Origin of the sequence: Occallatibacter sp. (assembly GCF_049510455.1) — a bacterium.
Taxonomy (GTDB): domain Bacteria; phylum Acidobacteriota; class Terriglobia; order Terriglobales; family Acidobacteriaceae; genus Telmatobacter.
Window position 1 is genome coordinate 1 of record NZ_JBEKYX010000072.1, and the last position, 20,907, is coordinate 20,907.

Annotated in this window: 18 protein-coding genes and 1 tRNA gene; 9 read left to right on the forward strand and 10 right to left on the reverse strand. The window is 57.9% G+C overall.

Annotated features, from left to right (window positions below):
• Positions 1-237 precede the first annotated feature (237 nt).
• From ABSG47_RS13975 to ABSG47_RS13985, 3 genes are all read right to left on the reverse strand, one after another.
• Complete coding sequence (locus ABSG47_RS13975; RefSeq protein WP_424170313.1) at positions 238-537, reverse strand: VirB3 family type IV secretion system protein; 300 nt, start codon at positions 535-537, stop codon at positions 238-240.
• Between the two features lie 62 nt (positions 538-599).
• A complete protein-coding gene (locus tag ABSG47_RS13980; RefSeq protein ID WP_424170314.1) occupies positions 600-932 on the reverse strand; it encodes a TrbC/VirB2 family protein in 333 nt (110 codons plus the stop codon).
• Positions 933-1,071: 139 nt separating this feature from the next.
• Positions 1,072-2,073 carry a LysR family transcriptional regulator gene (locus ABSG47_RS13985; protein ID WP_424170315.1) on the reverse strand — a complete coding sequence of 334 codons (1,002 nt, stop codon included), beginning with the start codon at positions 2,071-2,073 and terminating at the stop codon, positions 1,072-1,074.
• A gap of 159 nt (positions 2,074-2,232) precedes the next feature.
• Between ABSG47_RS13985 and ABSG47_RS13990 the strand changes: the two genes are divergently transcribed.
• Entirely contained in the window at positions 2,233-3,183 is a 951-nt protein-coding gene (locus tag ABSG47_RS13990; RefSeq protein ID WP_424170329.1) for an IS1595 family transposase, read from the forward strand.
• 448 nt (positions 3,184-3,631) lie between these two features.
• On the opposite strand, the gene ABSG47_RS13995 is transcribed toward ABSG47_RS13990, so the two are convergent.
• From ABSG47_RS13995 to ABSG47_RS14005, 3 genes are all read right to left on the reverse strand, one after another.
• Complete coding sequence (locus ABSG47_RS13995; protein WP_424170316.1) at positions 3,632-4,168, reverse strand: Panacea domain-containing protein; 537 nt, start codon at positions 4,166-4,168, stop codon at positions 3,632-3,634.
• A 453-nt stretch (positions 4,169-4,621) separates the two neighbouring features.
• Positions 4,622-4,915, reverse strand: coding sequence for a helix-turn-helix domain-containing protein (locus ABSG47_RS14000; RefSeq protein ID WP_424170317.1), 294 nt, complete (start codon positions 4,913-4,915; stop codon positions 4,622-4,624).
• Positions 4,912-5,310, reverse strand: a complete 399-nt coding sequence (locus tag ABSG47_RS14005; protein WP_424170318.1) for a type II toxin-antitoxin system RelE/ParE family toxin — start codon at positions 5,308-5,310, stop codon at positions 4,912-4,914. Before ABSG47_RS14005 ends, ABSG47_RS14000 begins: the two co-directional genes overlap by 4 nt.
• A 354-nt stretch (positions 5,311-5,664) precedes the next feature.
• Here ABSG47_RS14005 and ABSG47_RS14010 point away from each other — a divergent pair, with 354 nt between their 5' ends.
• Both ABSG47_RS14010 and ABSG47_RS14015 read left to right on the forward strand, forming a co-directional pair.
• On the forward strand, positions 5,665-5,949 hold the full coding sequence (locus ABSG47_RS14010; RefSeq protein ID WP_424170319.1) for a helix-turn-helix domain-containing protein: 285 nt from the start codon (positions 5,665-5,667) through the stop codon (positions 5,947-5,949).
• A 371-nt stretch (positions 5,950-6,320) separates the two neighbouring features.
• Positions 6,321-7,382, forward strand: a complete 1,062-nt coding sequence (locus tag ABSG47_RS14015) for a tyrosine-type recombinase/integrase (RefSeq protein WP_424170320.1) — start codon at positions 6,321-6,323, stop codon at positions 7,380-7,382.
• Positions 7,383-7,455: 73 nt separating this feature from the next.
• Here ABSG47_RS14015 and ABSG47_RS14020 read toward each other — a convergent pair.
• Positions 7,456-7,533: transfer RNA gene (locus tag ABSG47_RS14020), tRNA-Glu, on the reverse strand.
• A 147-nt stretch (positions 7,534-7,680) separates the two neighbouring features.
• Here ABSG47_RS14020 and ABSG47_RS14025 point away from each other — a divergent pair.
• Positions 7,681-8,787 (forward strand): Rieske 2Fe-2S domain-containing protein, encoded by a 1,107-nt coding sequence (locus ABSG47_RS14025; RefSeq protein WP_424170330.1) that lies wholly within the window; start codon positions 7,681-7,683, stop codon positions 8,785-8,787.
• A gap of 163 nt (positions 8,788-8,950) precedes the next feature.
• Positions 8,951-11,419, forward strand: a complete 2,469-nt coding sequence (locus ABSG47_RS14030) for a glycoside hydrolase family 31 protein (RefSeq protein ID WP_424170321.1) — start codon at positions 8,951-8,953, stop codon at positions 11,417-11,419.
• 66 nt (positions 11,420-11,485) lie between these two features.
• On the opposite strand, the gene dnaN is transcribed toward ABSG47_RS14030, so the two are convergent.
• A complete protein-coding gene (gene dnaN / locus ABSG47_RS14035) occupies positions 11,486-12,637 on the reverse strand; it encodes a DNA polymerase III subunit beta (protein ID WP_424170322.1) in 1,152 nt (383 codons plus the stop codon).
• Positions 12,638-13,366: 729 nt separating this feature from the next.
• Here dnaN and ABSG47_RS14040 point away from each other — a divergent pair.
• The 4 genes from ABSG47_RS14040 to ABSG47_RS14055 all read left to right on the forward strand — a co-directional run bounded on the left by ABSG47_RS14040 (position 13,367) and on the right by ABSG47_RS14055 (position 17,330).
• A complete protein-coding gene (locus ABSG47_RS14040; protein WP_424170323.1) occupies positions 13,367-14,206 on the forward strand; it encodes a hypothetical protein in 840 nt (279 codons plus the stop codon).
• Between the two features lie 38 nt (positions 14,207-14,244).
• Complete coding sequence (locus ABSG47_RS14045) at positions 14,245-15,603, forward strand: bifunctional folylpolyglutamate synthase/dihydrofolate synthase (RefSeq protein ID WP_424170324.1); 1,359 nt, start codon at positions 14,245-14,247, stop codon at positions 15,601-15,603.
• Complete coding sequence (locus tag ABSG47_RS14050) at positions 15,600-16,397, forward strand: lysophospholipid acyltransferase family protein (protein ID WP_424170325.1); 798 nt, start codon at positions 15,600-15,602, stop codon at positions 16,395-16,397. Before ABSG47_RS14045 ends, ABSG47_RS14050 begins: the two co-directional genes overlap by 4 nt.
• Before the next feature lie 117 nt (positions 16,398-16,514).
• Complete coding sequence (locus ABSG47_RS14055) at positions 16,515-17,330, forward strand: hypothetical protein (RefSeq protein WP_424170326.1); 816 nt, start codon at positions 16,515-16,517, stop codon at positions 17,328-17,330.
• Positions 17,331-17,341: 11 nt separating this feature from the next.
• Here ABSG47_RS14055 and ABSG47_RS14060 read toward each other — a convergent pair whose 3' ends face one another.
• Together ABSG47_RS14060 and ABSG47_RS14065 are read right to left on the reverse strand one after the other, a co-directional pair.
• Complete coding sequence (locus ABSG47_RS14060) at positions 17,342-19,957, reverse strand: ABC transporter permease (protein ID WP_424170327.1); 2,616 nt, start codon at positions 19,955-19,957, stop codon at positions 17,342-17,344.
• A 23-nt stretch (positions 19,958-19,980) separates the two neighbouring features.
• On the reverse strand, positions 19,981-20,907 hold a 927-nt coding region (locus tag ABSG47_RS14065), incomplete at its 5' end, for an FtsX-like permease family protein (protein ID WP_424170328.1).

Below are 20,907 nucleotides of genomic sequence, written 5' to 3' on the forward strand. Positions count from 1 at the left end.
GTAGCTTGACTTGGTGGCAAGTGAGAGTACGGTGAAGTTGGCATTGTTGGCGGTGCGGGTGATGGCGTCGTTGCCGAGGAAGCCGATGAGCGTTATGCGATTCTGATACATGGTGAGTCCCCACGTCGCCGCTTTTGGTCAGAAACGTCGTCCCGTTCCAGAATCCATACAGGTTGATGTGGTCGTTGAGAGCGGCAGCGTCTTTCCACGGTTTGATGACCTTGTCGAGTCGCAGCATCAGACCACCTCCACGCGGGGAACGCTCTGTTTGGCGGCGTCGTAGCGCACGTTGTATCGCTCCGATTTCGCAAGAATCCGCAGAAATGCGGGGTCGGTGTTGGTGACCCAATGGCCGAACACAAAACCTCCGACGAAGACAGCAACTCCGGCGATCAGGCTGTTGAACAGGTTGAACGCGCCCACGGCCCCGACGCAGACGAAGTAGAACAGCGTCCGCTCGACACCGAGGTATGTGAGGGGTTTGTGCAGGCTTTTGAAGACCCGACTCCTCCGACGGGTTGTAGTGTGTGTCTGCATTCTCGCCCCTCACAGCTTGTGAAATGGTTTGTGGGAGTCGTCAAGGATGGCATAGGGTCTGCTTACACGCCCCAAAGCCAGGTCAAAACGTTGGTCGCGAGAACCGCGATTCCCGTGCCGGCTGCGACACCTGCTAGGGTTTTTTTGGCGCCCGGCTCACCGTGCGCGAACTGGTAGCCGCCAACCACGATGGCAATCAAGCTTGCGACCTTGGCGACCGTGCCGGTGAAGAGGGTTTGCATCGCGGTGAATCCCGAGTCGAACGGCGACTGTGCCGAAGCGAGCGCCGGAAACAGGATAAGAAGTGTGAAGAGGGTGAGTCCGGGCCGAAACAGTCGCAGGCCATCCCAAGGGATTGCCCGCGTTGTACGGCCGAGTACGAGATTGCCGATCATCGGTACCTCCAGCGGCCCTGCTTGGGCTGCGATATGCGTGATCATTGAGCCAGAATGATCTTTCGTCCAATACGTCTTATTTATCGGGTGATAGCTCGCAGCTATCGGCAACTGTTATCTGGCGCGAATTCAGTAATATTCAGCCCAGAAGCGATAACTGTTCTGGAATCTTATTTGCTGTTGCACTGGGGTGCTTGCCGGTTGCGAAGGATTTGTGGATGTTGAGAGGAGGGGCATCTGGATACAGGTCTTTCTGAATTTGCCTTCGGAGCTTCTTTACCAGAATCGGGATAGTCTTAGGATGTCGTTCTTTGTGGTAGACGACAGCAGTATCTACAGTCCAATCCACTCGGGCAATCGGACGCGTCGTCAACTCTTCGTCCAGCGGAATCCCCTCCCGGATCAAGGCGAAGCCGTATCCTTCTTTAACCAATGTTTGCATTTCGGACGGATGGGAAGCGCGCGAATACTCTTCGACGGTGACTCCGGCATTGCCCAGGAGTTCCAGCAACCTTTTGTGAGCATCAGGGTGCCGCTGCGGGTGATAGAGAACAGCGAGATTGTTCTGCAAATCGGTTGCCTCCAAAGCTGCCTTGGAAGCAAGGGAATGATCCTTACGCAGGCACACCACAAGTCTGTCGCGACGGATTTCTTCGATGTGAAGGGCGGGATGCTTCAAAGGGAGGGTTACGATGGCAGCATCGACCATGCCGTCTACGATCTCTTCGGCCAATTGTGCGGTATCGCCATGGTTCGGTCGTATGGCGCATTTCGGCATCAGTTCCTTGTGCAGTTCACAGAAGGTGCGAAACAGGGCCTGATCGACGAGTGGCGTTGATCCGAATCGCACTGAATTGATTTCGCCACGTTCGATCGCGATGAGTGCGTCCATAATCTCATCGCGAACTTCAAAGAGAAGAGGGGCCAATGCCAGGAAAGCGAGACCGGTTCTAGTTGGATAGATGCGGCCATTTTTCGATTTGCGTAAGAGCCGAAAGGAGGCGTTTTCCTGAAACTGGCGTGCCTGGACTGTGAGATTGGGCTGGGATGTATGCAGTTCATCCGCAGCGATGCGAAATCCCCCTTTTTCGAGGATTGCGCGTAAATACCGAAAGTGGCGAAACTCCGCCCAGTCGTACATCGTCCTCCTGCGCTACAAGGGAGGCGATGCTGATCAAACTAAGAGCGAAACTTGCCATGCCTCCGCCTGTGGAAATCTGGTAAGAATATACTTGACACACCATGGTGCATGTAGTACCTTAAACACATGGAAAGTAGCAAAGACTTCCCGAAAAGCATGATGCAAGCGATTCGCTACTTCGCGGACGCGGACGTATGCGTTGAGTTTGTAGCTTCGATGCGTTGGCCAGATGGTGTTTCTTGCCCTCACTGCGCGGGTAAGAAGGTGTCATTCCTCAAGAGCAGACGTATCTGGAAGTGCATGAACAAAGAGTGCCACAAACAATTCAGCGTCAAGACGGGAACCATTTTTGAGGATTCTCCGATTGCACTCGACAAATGGCTCACTGCTGTTTGGCTAGTGGTGAACTGCAAAAACGGCATCAGCAGCTATGAGATTGCCCGCGATCTGAAGCTAACGCAGAAGTCCTCATGGTTCGTGCTGCATCGCATCCGGCTCGCTCTCCAGAATGGTTCTTTTGAGAAGATAGGCGGCGATGACGGTGGACCTGTGGAGATAGACGAAACGTTCATCGGCGGCAAGCTCAAAAACATGCACCTCAGCAAACGAGCCAAGTTGAAGTCTGGGCATTCGGAAGACAAAGCAGCGGTAATGGGAATGCTTGAGCGCAAAACGCGGCAGGTTCGTGCAAAGGTAGTTCCGCACGTCCGACGTGACGTATTACAGGCCGAAATTCTTAATCAGGTTGCGCCTGGTTCAATGGTCTTTACTGATGCCTACCAAGGTTACGCATGGCTCAAGGATCAGGACTTCATCCATGCCACAGTGAGCCACATAAACGAATATGTTCGGGGTTCTGTGCATACGCAGGGAATTGAGAACTTCTGGAGCCTGTTAAAGCGGAGCCTGAGTGGAACGTATGTCGCAGTCGAGCCGTTCCACCTTGACCGCTACGTTGGAGAGCAGGTTTTCCGCTTCAACAACCGCAGCACGAAAGACAATCCACTCACAGACGCAGACCGCTTTGTGCTGGCTGTATCGCAGATTTCAGGCAAGAGGCTGACGTATGCAGAACTGACTGGAAAGAGCGATGAGAGTCAGCCGTTCTGATGGGCCTCGTTGGATGCGGCGTCAGAAACGCGGGAAGCGGAAGCTCTAGATTTCCGCTTTTCCTCTTCCATGCGTCGCTGGAGTTCAGCTTTCGACACCTTGAGTATCGTTCGCATGGCATCTGTGAACTGAGTAAACTGCGCGTCTTGTGGCGGTGTCTTCATCACTACTATTATGACGCAGGCCGAAACATAATTGCGTGGAGTGTGACTTGCTCATCGGTAAATGAGTACAGTACCACTATTTCTGGAATTCGGTGAATTTTGAGTCCCCGTTGCTGATAAACCCAATATTGTCCTGACCTGTGGGTCCCAACTTCGGGCTTGTGACATAGTGTCCATTCAATTCCCTGCATTGCGTCATCTACGAGACGGAACGGTCTCTTAGCAGCTTCTATGTCTCGAGAAACATCTCTCTCTTGAACAATCTCCCGCAATATCATGGAATCCTATTTCAACGCTGCGATCTTCGCGTCTGCCCACTGCATGTCGGTCTCAGTGAGATCTCCTGGTACAGCAAGGATTGTATAAAGCGGAAGCTCCTCACCGATCTCAGCTAAATGCCAAGCCTCGTTATGGCTATAGTCGCTGATTGATTTAGCGGTATGAATATCGCAGACAGAATCAATGATGCGATTGATCTCTACGATGTCGCTGGCAGAGAAGAATCGATCAACATCAGGTTCGCTGAGCGATATATATTCCTTTTTCTCAAATCGATAGACCGGTACGTCTTTGACTATAATTTTGCTTTCATCTTCAAGTTCCTTCATGATGGCGGGCATACTCGCAAGCACGGGTCCATGTTGACGTTTTACGTACTTTGCGCCCGTCAGACCTTTTCCTGTCTTGAGAAAACTTCCTGTCTCCGCATACCACAGAATTTTATTGAGATTCGTGGCTCCTAGACGTGCAGGGTTATCTTCACATCTAGCACAGATGTAATGGACTAGTGTTTTGCACTTATCGCGATTAAACGTCGCCATACGTGTCCTCCTCGGCCCTTGGATGAGGGCCAGTGTGGCGTCCGCCGTTTAAGCGATCAGACGCGTTTTCCACAACACGCAAGACGGCCAAGGCTAACCGTTCGCTCAATGTTTGCGCGTGTATAACAGCTAGGTCAATAGCAAAATTGGGTAATCTGTGGAAATCGAACCCTAAACAAAACTGTTTATCCAGTATGGCACATTCGCTTTTTATTCCCTATGCATATTTCATGGTGTGCCAAGTATGTTTATGCCGGAAATCTTGCCAGTAATAGCAGGCGGGCGCAATAAAAGAGGTGCATTTGGCCAAACTTACTCTAAGCGGCATTTAACGTGCCCGTTCTCACGGTGTCCGCCGATATCCCATGTGGCATCTGGCGTGCTGCCGCGCCGGTCCTTGACACTTCAGAAAGCAAGGATAGCGAGTCGCAAAACTCATTGACGTTTCCCCCGCTATCGGTTCGCAGGCTTGGCGATGAGGCGAACATCGAGGTCCATGCCTACGGCCTCAGCGTACCGGATGAGGGTGCGCATGTTTACATTCTCGGGCCGACGTTCGGTGCGGCTGAGCTGCGGCGTGCTGGTACCGATCTTTTTCGCGAGTTCGGCCTGTGTAAGACCTCTGCGCTTCCTTTGATTGGCAAGCTGGAGACCAATGCTGAGAACTTTGGTCTCTTCCTCGTATGCCTGCCGGACGGACGGAACGGTGAGTTGCTGGTCGAGATAGTCATCCCATGCGGTTTTCATTTGCGCTTTTTCTCCTTTGCCGGTGGCCGTATTTCGATCCTGGAACCACTCTTTGCTGCCAGTTTGGCTTCATGCCTGGCCATCCTGGTACGCCCGATCTTTTTGTCGGCTTCCTCGACAGCTGCGGTGGCTTTAGTGAAGCCATGCAATAGGACAGCGGTGCGGTTTTCATCGAAAAAGTACAGGATGCGATAGCGAGTCTTGCCCACCCGCAACCTGGCTTCTCTGAGTTTGCCTTCGATTTGCGAGGTGTATGGATAATCCAGCGCCGGGCCGCCTATTTTGAGCAGATTGATTCGAGCTAGGACCTTGCCTCGAACTTCCTCGGTACCGTGTCGAGCCAGATGCGAACGGGAAATGTCCCATCCTCGTCGGTATAGAAGTCGACCTTCCATGGTTCGGACGGGGGTATGCTCACCCTCCTAATTTACCATATTTGATAAATATTGTTTTTGCCGGCACTTCAGTCCCGCTCAATTCATCATTCTATCCAATAGCCTGATACTGCTCTGCGGCGGAAAACGCCTGTCTGGTTTGAGCGAAAATTGCTTTGAATCGCCGATTCTGAGACACGTCTAAATTCAATAATTGCTTAAGGTTGCGGTAAGGACAGGGCCAAAGCGATAATTCCCATCTATCACCCGATAAATACGAAGTATTGGACATGCGTGGCCCTCCGCGCCAATCTAAGCGCTATCCGGCATTGTCTCGATGCTGTGTGCATTCTTCGTTGTCTTTCGAGGTGATTCATGCCTGTACCATCCGATGCCGCCTCCTCCCACCTGGAACCATTCGTCAATGCCAGGGAGGCCAGCAAGTTCGTTCGATTACACCCTGTCACGGTGCAGAGACTCGCGAGAGAAGGATTGCTCCCCGGACATCCGGTGAGCAATGGGTTACGCCGACATTGGAGATTCCGGCTCTCTGAACTCGGTCGATGGCTGCAAGCGCGAGAGAGCGAGCGACAACAATCTGTGATTTCTTCGAAAAGCGACCAACCCGGCTTGGCGACTACGCACGATTGTGGCATTTAAACAGGCTTAGCCTGAGCCGTTGCAACAGGCGTCGAGTGGTCGAAAACAGGGACATGAATTGCTCTTTCGGTGATGCTGCTCGCGAGCTATAGTGTCATTACCGATGCATTCTGCGCCCTCAGCGAAAGGAGGATTTTATGAGGAATGCGCGGAAGCAAAATGGCACGCTTTACCTGGATAAAAACGGCAGCAGGTCTCCGGTCTGGATGTTTAGCTGGCGGCATATTTGTCCGAACGGTAAACGTGTCCGAAAGAAGAGACAACTTGGCACACTTGACCAGTACAAGACCGAAGCAGCCGCGGAAAGAGCGGTGCGAAGTTGGCGGCTGGCCATCAACTCCAATCAAGGCTACGCATTCAGTGGAATCACGGTGAATGATGTGATCGAACACTTCCGTCTAAAAGAACTTGTCGACAAAGGCGAGAACGGTCGTGCGTGGGCGACACGCGACCGGTATGAGAGCTATCTCAACCGGTGGATTGCGCCTCGCTGGGGCGGAGAGGAATTGGATTCTATCAAGGCTCCGATTGTCGAAGAGTGGCTGGAGGATTTGAAATTCGATCCGAACTGGCGGCTGAAGAAGAAACTTCGACCTTCCGAAGGGAGCGCTGTGAAGCGCTCCAAGAAGAGAGCCGAAATGCAAGTGCTGTCTCCTGCCAGTAAGACCAGGATTCGCGATTTGATGGGCGTGCTCTTCAATCATGCGATCCGGTGGGGCTTCACCGATCGAAACCCGATCTCGGGACCGGTAAAGGGCTCTGGTGTTCGCCAGAGTTCGAAACGGCAGAGCATCCCCGACATTCTAGATGTCTCCGAGATGCAAGCGATCATCGCCGAACTTCAGTTGCGGGAGCGCGTATTGCTTTTCTTGGATATGGTGACCGGACTGCGGCGCGGCGAGTTGGCAGGGTTGCGGTGGAGTGATATTGATCTCGGCAAGATGGAGATCAATGTCACTCGTTCGGTGGTGGACCAGGTTGTGGGCCGCTGCAAGACCGAAAGCTCGCAGAAACCTGTGCCCCTGGACGAGTACACGGCACGGGATCTGCAAGAGTGGCATCGCTTCACTCCATATCGCGAGCCCGAGGATTGGATCTTCGCCTCCGACAGCAGCCGGGCTGGAAAGAAACGCGGGAAGCAGCCGCTCTGGTTATCGACCATCATGCGTTACCACATCCAGCCGGTGATCAAGAGACTCGGCATCGATAAGCGCGTCTCTTGGCATACCTTCCGGCGCACCTACACGACGCTTTTGCAGGCGAACCGTGAAGATGTCAAGGTGGTGCAGGAGTTGCTGCGGCACAGCTCGGTGAAAGTGACCATGGACATTTACGCGCAAGCGCAAATGCCCGCCAAGCGTGCGGCGCAGCAAAAGGTGGTGGAGATGATTCGGCCTCTAATGTCCCAAATGGAGTGCAAAATCGGGGCTTAAATGCTCCGCAAAATGCTCCGCAAAATGCTCCGCGGCGAAATCGGGGAATTTTTGCTAAGTGCTTGAAAAGATTTGGCGTCCCCGACGGGATTTGAACCCGTGTTATCGCCGTGAAAGGGCGGTGTCCTAGGCCGGGCTAGACGACGGGGACGTTTTTGAGGAAGTGGCCGATGGAACTACCGAAGGGCTGTTCCAGAGCCAAGGGGCGCAGCCGTTTGGCCGCACATTCCCTTCTATTAAGCTATCAATTCAGGCGTGGCGTGTCAAAGATTGCGGATGCGCTGCTATCGTTCTCTTGATGGCTCTTGTGACCAGCATCCAGTCCGCGACCGGCCCGGCTTCCGGCCCGACGGCCACGCTGATCTACGACGATTGGTATCCTGCGCTGCGCACGGACCAGCTCCGGCCCGGCAAGCTGGCGACGGCGATGCTCCTGGATATTCCACTGGTCCTGGGAAGGTTAAAGAGCGGGAAGCTCTTTGCCATGCGCGACAGTTGCCCGCATCGCGGCATCCCATTAAGCGTGGGCTGGTTTGACGGCAACCGCCTGACCTGCCGCTATCATGGATGGGAGTTCGAGCCATGCAGCGGGCAGTGCGAGCAGATTCCCTCGCTTTCGAGCCACGACAAGCTCGACCCCACGCGCATTTATGCCTCCGCCTACCCCTGCGACGAGCGCGACGGCCATGCCTGGGTCTACATTCCCGCTCCGGGAGCCGGAAAGCTGGCGGCACCGGCCAGATCTGTCCCGGATCTCGCCAAATTCGGGCCGCGCTATCACACCGCGCATCTCTCCGCCGACCTGCCCTGTAACGTGGATCACGGCATCATCGGCCTGATGGACCCGGCGCATGGCCCGTTTGTGCATCAGGCTTGGTGGTGGCGCAGCCGCCACTCCATCCGCGAGAAAACCAAGCGCTTTGAGCCTATTCCGGAGGGCTTTCGCATGGCCGCTCATGCGCCCAGCGCCAACTCCGCTCCATACAAATTGCTTGGCGTCTATGGCCAGCCTGTTGAAACCACCATCGACTTTGTGCTGCCGAACCGGCGCACGGAAACCATCCGCTGCGGCGACAAGTGGTTCTCCTCACTCACCACCATTACGCCCGTTACCAGCTCCACCTGCCGCATTGATGTGATTGCCGCCTGGAACGTCTTCTATCGAGTTCCTTTGGTCACTCCCATTGCCAAGTTCTTTGGCGCCAGGTTCGTCCGCCAGGACCAGGAGACGATGATCCAGCAGGCCGAAGGGCTGCGCCATAACCCCAGCCTTATGTTGATTGACGATGCCGACAAGCCCGCCAAATGGTATTTCGCCCTGAAGCAGGCGCGGCTTGAAACCCCTGCCGGCACTGGGTCGAAGCATCCTATGGATGGCCCTGTCGATCTGCACTGGCGCAGCTAGGACTTGTGCGCATGATCGAGGTGGATGGCGCTGCGGCGAAAATCGGTTCAGCGGATCTGCTAACATCAAGCAAACAAGCGGCTTATCTGTTGACTGCAAAATGAGACACTGAGGGAGTTTTCTGCATTGCGCTGAAGGTTCTCGCGCCTCCACTCTGACAGCCATGTTGAACGGCAAAAAAATATTTGCGCTCTGCTCCGCGACCCTGCTGGCTGGCGGACTCTGGGCACAAGCCCCGCCGGCCCTTCGGCACACACCCAGCGGCATTGAGCAGACGGTCGGCGGCGTTACGCTGCGTGTACAAGCTTTGCGTCCGGATCTGCTCCGTGTCCGCATATTTCCCATAGCACATCAGCCGGAAGACGCTTCCTGGGCAGTGCTGCCGGAGGCTCGCACGGCGCATATTGAAGTCACGCCAGAGGGCTCCGGTTTTCGCACCTCTGCTCTGCGCGTAACGGTTACGGCAGACCAGCGCCTCACCGTCACCGATCTCGACGGCAACATTTTGCTGCAGGACGCCTCGCGCGCCGCCTGGGACGGAGCCGCATTCCGTGTGACCAAAATCAAAACCGGCGATGACCACTTCTTTGGATTGGGCGACAAGCCCGGACCGCTGGACCGCGCCGGCGAAGCCTTTGCCATGTGGAACACCGACTCCTTCGGCTGGCAGGAATCGACGGATCCGATCTACAAATCGATCCCGTTTTTCATTCAAATGCGCGCCGGCCGCGCGCTCGGTGTCTTCCTCGATAACACCTACCGCACCTTCTTCGACTTTGGCCGCGAGCGTGATAACCGCTACACCTTCTCCGCGCCGGCAGGACCGCTCGACTACTACTTGCTTTACGGCCCGGAGCCAAAGCACGTTCTCAACACCTGGGCCTGGCTTACCGGACCCACGCCGTTGCCGCCGCTGTGGGCGCTCGGCTATCAGCAATCACGCTACAGCTACATGACACGCAAGGAAACCGAAGAAGTCGCCGCTCGCTTCCGTACAGACCACATTCCCGCAGATGCACTCTGGCTCGACATCGACTTTCAGCAGAAGAACCGTCCTTTCACCATCAATGAGGATCGTTTCCCAGGTTTCGCAGACATGGTCCACACGCTGTCCGCCGAGCAATTTCACCTCATCACCATCACAGACCCGCACATTGCCTATCTGCCCAACCAGAACTACGCGCCTTATGACTCCGGCAAAGCCGGCGACCACTTCGTCAAGCGCAACGGGCAGGATTATGTTGGCTCCGTCTGGCCCGGACCATCCGTCTTCCCTGACTTCACCCGGCAGCAGACGCGCGTCTGGTGGGGAACGCTCTACAAGCAACTCGTCGCCGATGGAGTCTCTGGATTCTGGAATGACATGGACGAGCCTGCCGTCTTCGTCTATCCCTCAAAGACCATGCCGGATGATGCACAACACCGCATCGATGAGCCGGGCTTTGCTCCGCGCACGGCGTGGCATCCGGAGATTCACAACATCTACGGTTTGGAGACCTCGCGCGCTACGCATGACGGCATTCTCGCGCTGCGCCCCAATGAGCGGCCCTTTGTGATGACGCGCGCCAGCTATGCCGGAGGACAACGCTACGCCGTCACCTGGACCGGCGACAACTCATCCACGTGGAATCATCTCCGCCAGACCACGCCGCAGCTTCTGAACCTTGGCCTGAGCGGCTTCTCGCTCTCAGGCGCGGATGTGGGCGGTTTTGCCGGTTCGCCGCCACCCGATCTGCTCACGCGCTGGCTCATGCTTGCCGCGTTTCAACCCATTGACCGCGACCACGCTGTGAAAGGCTCGCGCCCGCATGAGCCCTGGGCCGACGGACCGGAGCAGGAAGCCATCCGCCGCCGCTACATCGAGGAGCGCTATAAGCTGATGCCCTACCTCTACACCGCGGCGGAAGAGACATCGCGCGACGGCCTGCCGATTATCCGGCCCTTGTTTGTGGAGTTTCCCCATGCCACGGTGGATAATCATCCGCTCGATCTCGATGCTCCCGGCGAATTCATGTTCGGTCCTGATCTTCTCATCGCCGATTCGCCTTCCCCGGAAGAGGTTGCGCCCTACGAGGTCCATCTGCCGCCCGGCATCTGGTACAACTACTGGACCGGCGAGCGCCTGGATCGCAGCGCTCCCATTGCTGCGCGCGACAACGAAATCCGCGAGACGACCGCAGCACTGCCGCCCATCATGGTCCAGCCCAGGCTCGACGAACTGCCCATGTATGTCCGCGCAGGCGCGATCGTGCCCATGCAGCCCGTCACGCAATCGACGAGTGAGGCGCCCGGCGGCCCGCTGACATTGCGTGTGTACGTACCTGCTTCCGGCGCATCCTGCAGCGGCGAAATCTATCAGGACGATGGCGCAACCTATGACTTCCGCCACGGCGCATACTTCCGCCAGAGCTTCACCTGCTCCATCGCAACCAACGGCGCGCTTAGTGTAGACCTCGCCAAGCCGGAAGGCAGCTTCACGCCGTGGTGGAAACAGATTCGCGTCGAAGTGATCGGCTTTGCTGCGAAGAGCGCTTCACTCGAAAATCGCAGCATCACGGCAGAAAAAACCTCGCTCGGTTCAGCAGTCACCATTCCCAACACCGGCAATGCGATGCACATCGCGTTTCAATAGCGATCCTTACGCAAATAGCAAAAAGCGGCCAATTGGCCGCTTTTTGTTTATGACTGAAATCAAACCTCAGATCCGCATCGGCATCAGCACGTAGCGTGACTTGTACTCCGCATCCGGGCTCTCGGGCCGCATCTGCCCCGCCGATTGCGAGTCCTTGAACTCGAGCCTTACTTCGCCCTCGTTGCCCAGCGCCTTCAGAAAATCCAGGATGTAGCCTGAGTTGAAGCCAACCACAATCGGATCGCTGGAGTACGGCGTATCGATTGTGTCCTCGCTCTCACCCGCTTCGGTCGATGCTGCGCTGATCTTCAGCTCGTTGCCTTCAAGCCGCAGCCGGATTGCGCCGCTCCGTTCATCGGCAAACTGCGCTACACGCTGAATCGCCTGCGACAACTCCGCCGAGCGCACCACGGCAAACTTTGTATTGTCGCGCGGCAGCACTGCTTCGTAGTTTGGGAACTGCCCGGTCAGCTTGCGTGAGCTCAGCGTGCGGTGACCCACGCGGAAGAACAACGTGTGATCGTCATCGGCAAACTCCACCTTCTCCACGTCGCTTGAGCCCAGCAGGCTCGCCAGCTCACTCAGCGCCTTGCGCGGGATCAGCACGCGCTTCTCGCCGCTCATGCCTTCCAGCGTCTCACCCGGCTTTTCAACAAAGCTCAACCGGTGGCCATCGGTCGCCACCATGGCAAGGGACTCCGGCTTCAAGACCAGCAGCGCTCCATTCAGCGTGTACCGCGACTCTTCATTCGAGATGGCAAAGATCGTATGCGCAATCAGCGTCTTGAAGGCCAGCGCGGGAATCGACGTCACGGATTCCGAGGGGAACTCCGGCACCTGCGGATAATTCGCACGCGCCATGCCCACCATCTTCGTGTTTGATCGGCCGGAGCGAATCTGCACCCAGTGGTTTTCAAGCAGCTTGATCGAGACCTCGCCATCAGGCAGCAGCTTCACGTAGTCGTAAAGCTTGCGCGCGGGAATCGTACACGAGCCTGCCTTCTTGACCTTCACATTGGCGCTTGTGCGCATGGCCTGATCCAGGTCCGTCGCCGTGATCGTCAACTTGTCGCCTTCGGCCTCAATCAGAAAATTTGAGAGAATCGGAATCGTTGTCTTGCGTTCCACCACGCTCTGCGTCGCGGTGAGTTCCTTCAACAATTCCTGACGGCTTACCGTTATCTCCATCGTTGCCCCCTGTGCGGCCGTTTGCTCCATTTCCGCTTCCACGATCGACATCCCCGGACCCCCAAACTTCTAACCTGCTTCCAAGCCGCAGGCACAAAGGCCTGGACCGCCAGTCCTGGCCAGTTCTTCTTGATTGTATTCACCTTTCCTGCAAATACCAGCGTGGAAAACACGCGCCAAATCTGGATTCCGCGTACCGTGTTCCCGAAAAGTAAGCCCCGATGCCCATTTTCACCCCGACATTGACCTGACACGAGCTCGCAATGCCGGTTTCCGCGGCAGCGACGGATACTCTCTGTTTTTGAAAAAAGATATATACAAACTCTCGTAGTACCCGTAGTACACCACGGAAAAGTGGATAACCTACCCAACTGATTCAATCCGATTGCCTTGGCTGCCTTGCCTGTTTTCTAAAACGCGACGGCGGAAATCTGCACAACTGGAAAAGCCTCCGGTTTTGAATTTCACGCATACCTGTTTCTCCACGCTTTCAACAACAGGCCTTCAACCCCCTGTGAATTCCCGCTCCCATTTGTGCAAACAACGTCCGCACACGCATTGATAGCGGGTGCCAAAGACCTCGCTTCTCCACATCGCCTGCGCTTTCCACGTCTTCCACATGCGTGTGTGCAGCGCAGGAAAACTGGTCCTATGTTTCCCATTTCAAAACAACAAAGACATTCCCCATAATGTTTGAGATACCCGAAATACTTATTCCATTTCAAACTAGAGGCAGTGCCACATGCGCCGAAGGCGCAGTTGCCACAGACACCAATCTCGATGGCCAGTCCCATGCCTATCTCCATTCCCAATCTCGAAGAGGAGCTTCTTCGCCAGACCCAGGCCGATGCGCCGGGCCGCGAGTTCTGCCATGCCATCGCAGAGCTTGCCCGAACCGGGCGCTTCGCGGAGCTGGAGCGAGTTTTGCCCGAGGTGGCATATCAGGAAATGGCCGCGCACTTCCGTCGTGACCCCGCGGGATTCATTGACGGCTGGCAGTCGCTGGCCCATGAGATGCATCAGGGCTTCATTCTGCACGCCCGCCAGCGCCTCACGCATCTCACTCGCCTCCTCGCAGCCGGCGAGTCTGAGCAGGTTCCCGCCTGGCAGGAGATTCAGCGCGCGCTCGATACGCATGAGAACAACCTGCTTCGAGCGGCCATTGCTTTTGAGCTGATTGCGCTGATCGAGCCGGCAACCGCCCGCGCCACGCACCTGCGAGAGTGTGTCGTCGCTTCGCCCGCATCGGAGGAGGCCGATAGCTACCTCGACGAGGCCACCCGCTGCTACTTCTATGGTCTCTATACAGCCTGCGCGGTGATGTGCCGGTCTGTCGTGGAGGAAGCCGTGAAGCAGAAGCTCCCGCCCGATCTCGCTGGCCTTGTTGCACGCCGCTACCGGCATACGCCCACCCTCGGCAATCTGCTCCATGAGGTCAATAACAACCTCCAGCTCATCGGCATCAACCCTGACTTCCTCAAGCCTGCCAACCGCGTCAATGATGTCGGTCGCAAAGCAGTCCATCAGGGCCTGCTCAGTGAAGCTGAATCCCGCCAGTGTCTGCAGGATGCGCGCCGCGCACTCGAAATCCTGCTGTGAGGCTGCTCCCTGACCACGGCTTTTATACTTAAATTTCGATGTCCTACGCCGCAGCTCCATATTCGCAAGCTATTGCCGAATTGAACCGTATGGCGCCCGAGCTGCACACGCAGCCAGGTACGCCGCGCCGTAAGTTTTCGCTCGATGAGATACGCATACTTCTCGAAGCTCTCGGCAACCCGCACAAACAATTCCGCTCGGTTCTTATTGCCGGGACAAACGGCAAAGGCTCCACGGCCTCCACTCTCGCTTCGATTCTCCAAAGCTCAGGACTGCGAATCGGGCTCTATACTTCGCCGCATCTGGAACGCCCCAACGAGCGCATCAAGATTAGTGGCCCCGGCGCGGCAGAGGCTGAAAACACGCTTCTCGACATCTCGGACGACGCTTTTGGCCGCCGCTACTTTCAGGTTTATGACGCCGCGCAGCAACTCTTCCTCTCGGGCACACTTGCGCAGCTTCCCAGCTTCTTTGAGACCCTTACCGCCATGGCCTTCCTCCATTTTGCGGAAGAGGCCGTCGAAATCGCGGTCCTTGAGGTCGGCATTGGCGGACGCCTCGACGCGACGAATATCGTCGATCCGCTCCTGTCTGTCATTACGGACATCTCGCTGGACCACACCGAATGGCTCGGCCCTACCATCACGGACATTACCCGCGAAAAGGCGGGCATTCTGCGCTCCAACGGCACGCTCGTTACCCTCCCGCAGCACCCTGAAGCCAACCAGGCCCTCGGTGAAATTGCCGTCTCTCTCAACGTGCGCGGCGTCAGCGCCACGCCCTACATGCCGACCATCCATGCCGGCCAGACCTATCCCGTCGAAGTCTTTAACGCGGAGATCGAAGTCGCTTCCCCGCTTCATGGCCCACACCAGCATCGCAACATTGCGCTTGCCATCGCCGCCGCGGTTGAGCTGGCGACGAATCACGGCGTGCCTGTTACGCCGGTATCCATTGCTGCCGGCATCCGCAATACGCGCTGGCCCGGCCGGCTAGAATCGATTTCCGCACACGGCACGCAGTGGGTTGTGGACGTTGCGCACAATCCCGCGGGTGCATGGGCTCTGCGGGCAAGCCTGCGCGAGATCGACCCAGCTCCGCGCACCATGATCTTTTCCTGCCTTAAAGACAAGCCGCTTACCGAACTCGCCCAGATTCTCTTCCCGCTCTTTGACCAGATTGTCTTTTCGCCTATTGCCAGCCCGCGCGCCACGCCGATGCGGGAGCTTCTGGCAGCAGCCGAACAGACCGGAACGCCAGCTCACGCCGCTGAAACCGTCGCAGAGGCATTGAGCTTTGCGCAGCAACACGCCAACGGCGCGCCAATCGTAGTTTCCGGGTCAGTATATTTAGTGGGCGAGGCTCGCAAGCTGCTCTTCCAGCAGGGCGCGCGATGACGCCTCAAACCCAATCCGAGGCATCGCGGGAGAAATTGCCCCAACGGTCAGTCCGTCCCCCGGATCCTCTTCCTCTCAAAAACCGGTTCATCACCAACGTTGTTCAGGCTCCGCTCTTCTTGCTCGCCACAGCGCTCTGCGGCTCCGCGGCGCTTATCGCATCCTTGTTCGCCAAAACCGGCCGCACGCAGCATCGCATCGCGCGTCTCTGGGCGCGGCTATCGCTGTTCGTTTCCGGCGCGCGGCTCACGGTGCTTGGCCGCGAGAACCTCCTCGCGCATCCTGTCGCTGTCTACGCCTCCAACCACACCTCGTATATGGATACGCCGGTGGTCTTCGCTTCACTGCCTTTCCAGTTCCGCATTCTGGCGAAAAAAGAGCTCTGGTCGCTGCCCTTCATCGGCTGGTATCTCGCCCGCTCCGGCCAAATGCCCATCAATACCGAGAACCCGCGTTCCACGCTCTCAAGCCTGGGCAAAGCCGCCGCTGCCCTGCGCGCCGGCATGAATCTCTTCGTCTTTCCTGAGGGCTCGCGGACACCGGACGGCACGCTGCAGAGTTTTCTCTCCGGCGCGGCCTTCCTCGCCATCCGCGCGCAGGTTCCGCTCGTTCCCATTGCGCTCAGTGGCGTTTACGATCTGCTGCCCATTCACACGCGTCACTTTTACCCCGGCCCGCTCACCCTCCACGCGGGCACGCCCATTCCGACGGACGGTCTCACCATCCGCGATGCCGATGTGCTTACCCAGAAGCTTCGCGACGCTATCGCCGGTCTGCTGGACCAATCCCGTTAACTTGTTCTTTTGCCCTCCGGCCAGTCCTGATACGATTTCTCCGCATGAGTCACCTTCTTCCAGAGGCTCACAAAGCCGGAGACTCCCAAGCGCACTGTTCGTCAGGAGGTCGCCGCCATGGCAACTCCACAGAATCCCGCAATCTCACTCAAGCCGGCAGTGGCCTCAGTCGATGAAAGTCTCAGCCGCGCCGGCATTCTGCACCTTGTAGCCATCGTCGCGGCCGGCGCCATTGGCGGATTCCTCTTCTGGGTCATCGCCAAGGTCACCGGCACATCGCCGCTCCCTGGAATTGCGGGCTTCTGGACGATCCCCGCGCTCATGTTCCTCGGCGCATTCGCTGCCGCCATCGGCGTCTATGTCCTCACCGCCTCTGACACCTCGGCCATCAAGACTTACGTCTTCGCCAGCCTCTGCGGTCTCTGCTGGCAGCCTGTTATCGCTTCCGGCGTCCGCATGGTGGGCAATCTCAACGCCACATCGCAGTCCGAGCAAGTCGGCTCGCAGACGCAACTCGTGCAGCAGGCCGATGCATCCGGCAATGTTCAGCAGCTCACCAGTGCCGTGCAGCAGACTACGCCGCTTGTCACGCAGGCGCTCAATGCCACGGTAAACATTGACACCGACACCAGGAATCAGGTGGTCAACAACTCCAGGCAGGCGATCAACCAGATTCAGTCCGCTGCCGCCAAAGCGCCCGAGGCCTCCGTCGAATCTCTCCAGAGCATCACCGTCGCCGCAGCTAACTCCGGTTCCTCGGCTGTCGCGCTTCAGGGTGTCCAGTCGCTCCACGCCCTTGGCGGCACTCCGAACCACGCAGCGGCACCGTATGCCCGCCGGTCGCTCTCTTACGTCGCACTTCACGCCAAGGATCCGTCGATCCAATTGGCTGCAAGAAACGCGGCTACCCAGATCTCTCAGTCCAATCCCTGAAGCTACTATTCTTAAATCTCGTGCAGCGTCTCCATCGGGTCCACCTGCGTTGCTCGCCACAGCGGCACCGCGGCAGCCAGCAGAACAATCAACAGCGCGCCCGCCGCTGCCAGCCCCAGTACAACAAAATCGTGCGCTGAGACACCGAAGACCAGGCTCTCCACCCATCGCGAAGCGCCCCAACTCGCCGCCACTCCGGCAACAAGCCCAATCGCGCCCAGCACTGCCGCCTGCCTGCCCATCCGCCGCAGAATGGCCGTCGTTCCCGCGCCCATCGCCATGCGGATCGCAATCTCCTGCCGCCGGCTCGTCATCCAGGAATTGAGAACCCCATAGCAGCCAATCGCGGCAAGGATCACCGCAATCGCCGCAAAGAGCGCCAGCAGCAGCGTGATAAATCGCCGCTGGGTGAGTGATCCGCCGAGCGATTCATTCATTGTGCTCAACGATTGGATCGGAACACCGTTATCTATTGACGCAAGCACGCGCCGCACACTGCCGGCCATCGCCGCCGGATCGCCTGCGGTGCGAATCATCATCACCATAGAGTTGTCTGCATGCTGCGCAGCGGAAAAGTAAAACGTCGGATACGCCGCAGAATCCAGGCCCAACTGTGGCACATCGCCCACCACTCCCACAATCTCCAGCACCGACCCTTTCATATACGGGCCGCCCATTTTGATGTGCTGCCCCAGCGCCGAGCGCGCATCCTTCCACCATGTCCGCGCCATGGTCTCGCTGATGAGCGCGACCTCCACCCCGCCGGCACGGTCCTCCTTGCTGAAATCACGCCCTGCCACTACGGGAATCCCCATCGTGCGGAAGTAATTCACGTCCGCCACATTCATCAGCGTCAGAGGAACATCCTCGCGCCTTGGCGTCGGCTTCTCCACAATGGAGTACCAGTTATCGGCGCAGTCGCCGCCTGCCGGAGGACAGCTTACCGCGCCGACAGACTGAACTCCCGGCAGCGCATGCAGCGCCGTCTCCAGCTGCGAGTAGAAATCCAGCACCGCCGCATCCGTTCCGTACCGCATGTTCGGCAACTGCAGCTCCAGCGCCAGCACATGGTCAGCCGCAAAGCCAGGGTTCACATTCTCCGCTGCCAAGAGGCTCCGCAACAGCAGCCCTGAAGTGAACAACAGCACCAGCGCCGCCGCCACTTCCACTGCCACAAGCCCGCCACGCACGGCATGACTCACCCTTCCAGTTCCCGCGCCCGCACTGCTCTCCTTTAATACGAGTGCGAGATTCACTCTCCTCGAACCCATCACCGGCGCAAGTGCGCACACTAGCCCCACGGCCACCGTCAGCCCTGCTGTAAACAACAGCACCGGCACATCCAGGCTCGCTTCCATCAATCGCGGAATATCCTTCGGTCCCAATGCCTTCATTGCCTGCAATGCGGCAGAAGCCAGCCCCACGCCACATGCGCCGCCAATCAGCGTAATCAGCAGCGTCTCTGTCAGCAGTTGCCGCGCAATCCGCCCGCGCCCCGCGCCAACTGCGCTCCGGATCGCCATCTCCCGCGCGCGCTCCGTCATCCGAATCAGCAGCAGGCTCCCGATATTCACGCACACCAGCGCCAGTACCACTGCCACCGCGCCCATCAGCAGCGTAAAGACATGCCGCACATCGCCTGTCCGCTGCTCAGTCACAAACTCCGCATACGCGCGATGATCATCTTCAGGCCCGGGGTCGCCCTTTGCCAGGCGCACCATGATCGTATCGAGGTCCGCACGCGCTGCGGCCAGTGTTACGCCCGGCTTCAGCAAGGCCAGGACCCGTCCTCCGCCATGCATATCGCGCCGCGCCAGCTGTTGCGGCGACGGCCGGTACGGCAAGTAGTAATCCACACGCCGCAGAAAGAATCCTGGCTCGCGCGCCAGCACGCCAACAATCGTGCGAGCGCTCCCATTCAGCATCAGCGTCTTGCCCACAATCTGCGGATCGGCTCCGAGCGAGCGTGCCCAGAAGGCCTGCGAGACCACCACCGTCTCCGGCGCATGCGGATCCTCGTCGCTTGCTGTCAGCAGCCGTCCCAGGATTGGCCGCACGCCGGTCAACGGAAAGAACTCGTTCGTCACCACGCCCGCGTGTGTCAGCACCGCTGGCCCGCGCCCGGTCAGCGTCAGGCCGGTGCCTTGATACGCCGCCATCGCCTCAAACGAGTGATTCTCCGTGCGCCAATGCTGAAAGTTCAGCCACGTAACACTGATCCCATCCGCCTTGCCCGACGACTCGCCCAGCACCGTCATCCGCTCGCCATGCGGAAACGGTAGCGGCTTGAGCAGTACCGCATACACTGCGCTGAAGATCGCAGTATTCGCGCCAATCCCCACCGCCAGCGTTGCAATCACGACCAGCGCAAACGCGGGTTTCCGCAGAATTCCCCGCAGCGCATAGCGCACATCCTGCGCAATGCTCTCCAGCCACACCCATCCCCACTTTGCGCGCGTTACATCCGCCACCAGCGCGGAGTTTCCCAGTTCGCGTATTGACGCCGCGCGCGCCGCTTCATACGATTCGCCCCGCGCCATGCGCTCTTCCACGGCAATCCGCAGATGCGCGTCCAGCTCGTCGTGAAGCTCATCCTTGCGCCGTTCCCATGCAGGCCAAAACTTCATACGCCACCCCCTCGTCGTTCTTCCTACTCGGACCGCAGCGCTTCCATCGGATGCACCGTAGCCGCGCGCCGTGCAGGCAGCAGGCACGCCAGCACCGCCGTGCCCAGCAGCACCGCTGCGCTTGCGGCCATCACCCAGGGATCGAGCGGCTTCACGCCAAACAGCATGCTCCGCACAAATCGTGAGGCGGCCCACGCACCAACTGCTCCCAGTGCGATGCCGGGCACCACCATCCACATCGCCTCGCGAACCACGAGCCGCACCACATCTCTACGCGAAGCACCCAGAGCCATACGCACGCCAATCTCCCGCTTGCGCCGGATCACCGAGTAATTCAACAGCCCATACATTCCGATTGCCGAAAGCACCAGCGTCAGCACAGCAAAGAATCCTGCCAGCAATGCCACTAGCCGCTCGCGGCTCACCGCGCTGCCCACAATCTGCCCCACCGTGACGGTCTCAAAGAGCGGCACATCCGGAGCAATTTCCTTGAAGGCCCTCCGCACCGCTGCATCTCCCACTGCTGCGTTCCGGCTTCGCACAGCAAATTCGAGATATTGATTCTGGCGCGAGGCCAAAAACGGAAGATACATCGTTGGCTTCGGCTTATCGCGAAATCCCATGACCAGCGTGTCGCCAACCACCCCAATCACGCGCGCCTTTGGATCTTTCTCCTCCTGGCCCATCGTGATCATCTGTCCCACTGAGTTCTGCCCAGGGAAGAAGTACTCCGCCCCGCTCCGTGACAGAATGCATACCTTCGGTGCGTCCTCCTTATCGTCCGCCGTAAAATCGCGGCCTTCCAGTAGCGGAATCCCGAGCGTACGAAAGTAATCCGGCGCCACAGTCGGCTCCATGGTGTCCTTTTGCCGCATCTCGCCGGAAGGCAGCCTTACTAAGGCTTGCCCTAAATAAATTCCGCCGCCCATCGGCTTCATCTGTGTCAGGCT

What these genes read in the sequence shown, in the direction of transcription:
- ABSG47_RS13985 (WP_424170315.1), bottom strand. Translation starts at nt 2,073, where the DNA reads ATGTACGACTGGGCGGAGTTTCGCCACTTTCGGTATTTACGCGCAATC.
- ABSG47_RS14055 (WP_424170326.1), top strand. Translation starts at nt 16,515, where the DNA reads ATGGCAACTCCACAGAATCCCGCAATCTCACTCAAGCCGGCAGTGGCC.
- ABSG47_RS14000 (WP_424170317.1), bottom strand. Translation starts at nt 4,915, where the DNA reads ATGAAAACCGCATGGGATGACTATCTCGACCAGCAACTCACCGTTCCG.
- ABSG47_RS14060 (WP_424170327.1), bottom strand. Translation starts at nt 19,957, where the DNA reads ATGAAGTTTTGGCCTGCATGGGAACGGCGCAAGGATGAGCTTCACGAC.
- ABSG47_RS13990 (WP_424170329.1), top strand. Translation starts at nt 2,233, where the DNA reads ATGCAAGCGATTCGCTACTTCGCGGACGCGGACGTATGCGTTGAGTTT.
- ABSG47_RS14050 (WP_424170325.1), top strand. Translation starts at nt 15,600, where the DNA reads ATGACGCCTCAAACCCAATCCGAGGCATCGCGGGAGAAATTGCCCCAA.
- dnaN (WP_424170322.1), bottom strand. Translation starts at nt 12,637, where the DNA reads ATGGAGCAAACGGCCGCACAGGGGGCAACGATGGAGATAACGGTAAGC.
- ABSG47_RS13975 (WP_424170313.1), bottom strand. Translation starts at nt 537, where the DNA reads ATGCAGACACACACTACAACCCGTCGGAGGAGTCGGGTCTTCAAAAGC.
- ABSG47_RS13980 (WP_424170314.1), bottom strand. Translation starts at nt 932, where the DNA reads ATGATCGGCAATCTCGTACTCGGCCGTACAACGCGGGCAATCCCTTGG.
- ABSG47_RS14010 (WP_424170319.1), top strand. Translation starts at nt 5,665, where the DNA reads ATGCCTGTACCATCCGATGCCGCCTCCTCCCACCTGGAACCATTCGTC.
- ABSG47_RS14045 (WP_424170324.1), top strand. Translation starts at nt 14,245, where the DNA reads ATGTCCTACGCCGCAGCTCCATATTCGCAAGCTATTGCCGAATTGAAC.
- ABSG47_RS13995 (WP_424170316.1), bottom strand. Translation starts at nt 4,168, where the DNA reads ATGGCGACGTTTAATCGCGATAAGTGCAAAACACTAGTCCATTACATC.
- ABSG47_RS14005 (WP_424170318.1), bottom strand. Translation starts at nt 5,310, where the DNA reads ATGGAAGGTCGACTTCTATACCGACGAGGATGGGACATTTCCCGTTCG.
- ABSG47_RS14025 (WP_424170330.1), top strand. Translation starts at nt 7,681, where the DNA reads ATGGCTCTTGTGACCAGCATCCAGTCCGCGACCGGCCCGGCTTCCGGC.
- ABSG47_RS14030 (WP_424170321.1), top strand. Translation starts at nt 8,951, where the DNA reads ATGTTGAACGGCAAAAAAATATTTGCGCTCTGCTCCGCGACCCTGCTG.